Below are 2085 nucleotides of genomic sequence, written 5' to 3'. Positions count from 1 at the left end.
CGCGGGCCACCAGGCCAGGGCTTTCTTGTGCTGGCCGTCGCCATGGCCTGGTGGCAACAGCGGGTGGCTACCGACGGCATCGGCGGGTGCCCCAGCGCACGCCGGGGATGTCGTCGGCGTTCGGCATAGATCAACGATAGTCCGAAATGCCCTCAAAGTCGAACATTTGTTCGTACAGGGTGTGGATATCGGCACGGTCGGGTCGGGCGGAGCTCCGGCACACAGGAAGGCCGGTTCGGCAGATCAAAAGATCGTGATTCGGCAGATCGAAAGGTAGGGGATCGGCAGGTTGAAAGATCCTTATTCGGCAGATCGAAGGGGTGCTGCTACGATCACTTCGTGCGCAGGGCGGCTGACTATGTACCCAGACGAGCGGTGGACCTGATCACAGAGGCGCTGGCCGACACGCGGGTCGTGGTCGTCAACGGTGCCCGCCAGGTTGGCAAGAGCACCCTGGCTGAGGTCGTGCTGCGGGCGCGGGCCGACGGGGTAGCCCGGTTTCTCGATGACCCGGCGACCCGGGCCGCTGCCACCGAGGACCCGGTCCGGTTCATTCGCCACGACGGTCTGATGCTCATCGACGAGGTACAACGAGTGCCCGATCTCTGGCTGGCAATCAAAAATCTCGTCGACCGTGATCCTCGGCCCGGCCGATTCCTGCTGACCGGATCTGCGCGGCTGCTCGCATTGCACGGCCTGCCCGATGCCTTGCCCGGTCGATCCGAGACCGTCGAACTCTGGCCGTTGTCCCAAGGTGAGATCGACGATGCTCCCGACGGCTTCGTCGATGCTGCTTTCGCACTCGGTGCCGACCTGCGTAGCGGGTCGTCGGTGCTGAAACGTAAGGACTACCTCGCCAGGATGACCCGAGGAGGCTACCCGGAAGCATGGCGGCGAGAGAACCCGCGCCGGCGGCAGCGGTTCTTCGAGGGCTATGTTTCAGATCTTCTCAGCCGTGATGTCAGGCAGGTGGCCGACATCGAGAAGTCCGGCGAGATGCGCAGGCTCCTTTCGTTGTTGGCCACACAGACCGGCGGACTACTCAACATCAGCCGCATTGCGGGCGAACTGGGTCTTTCGGCCCCGACAGCCCGTAGCTACATCAACATTCTGGAAACGGTCTATCTCGTGCGGCTCGTGCCAGCGTGGTCGACGAACCTCACGACAAGGGCGGTCGCGACGCCCAAAGCTATCTTCGTGGATACCGGGCTCGCCAATTACCTGGCGACGAGCCCCAGCACCGACGGGCCGGTCGGCGGTCTGCTCGAGAACTTCGTCCTCAGCGAACTGGCGCGGCAGCTGACCTGGTCCCAGACATCCGCCCGGCTGTATCATTACCGTGACCGGGACCAGTACGAAGTGGATGGGGTTCTGGAGGACAACGTAGGCCGGGTTATCGGTATCGAGGTGAAGGCCGCGGAGACGGTACGTGCGGAGGACTTCCGTGGCCTGAAACTCCTGCAGCGGCGGCTCGGCGCACGGTTTCACGCTGGATTCGTGTTCTACTGCGGTGCCGAATCGCTCAGTTTCGGCGCGGGGCTGGTCTGTCTGCCGATCTCTGCTCTGTGGGAGACCGGGACGTGAGCGTCCCGTCGGACCGGCGACTACGGGATCGGGATCATCAAGTGGGGATCAGGTCGACGAGAGCTCATCCAGGGCGCGAACGTCGTCGGCCGTGATCGCTGTGCCGAGGTGCACCACCTTCTTCCCCTGCGCCATCTGGTCCCCCAAACGGCTCGGACTGGCCCTGGCCAGTCTCGTCGTCCCTCCCTACGCCGGTCGCTCTTTGGGAACGATGTGAATCTGGTGTTGTGGTAGGAGCATCGGATTCACATCGTTAAGAGCGCCCGGCAATAGGGGCGTGGATCAAGGAGCGGGGCCGGGGTGCGTAGATCGCGAGGCGGAGGAGGGAGTCACCCTGGTGTTGGGTGGCGACCGACGACAACGAGGCGAGGTGCGTGCCCCGGCCCCGCGACGCCCGTCCCTATTGCCGGTCGCTCTAAGAGGCTGGCTGCATCGTTGGTGGCCGGGCCTGTGCCCCTGGCGAAGTAGGCTTCAGTAATGGAGCAGCGTGTCAGCTTGATC

1 protein-coding gene is annotated in these 2085 nt (G+C 64.0%); it reads left to right on the top strand.

Annotated features, from left to right (window positions below):
* The first annotated feature begins 339 nt into the window (after window positions 1–339).
* Complete coding sequence (locus U9980_RS13700) at window positions 340–1584, top strand: ATP-binding protein (protein ID WP_322768260.1); 1245 nt, start codon at window positions 340–342, stop codon at window positions 1582–1584.
* Window positions 1585–2085: the final 501 nt, after the last annotated feature.

Source organism: Protofrankia sp. Cr1 (genome assembly GCF_963555865.1).
Taxonomy (GTDB): domain Bacteria; phylum Actinomycetota; class Actinomycetes; order Frankiales; family Frankiaceae; genus Protofrankia.
Note: the sequence above shows the minus strand (reverse complement) of the source record. Positions and strands in the feature narration are given on the sequence as shown.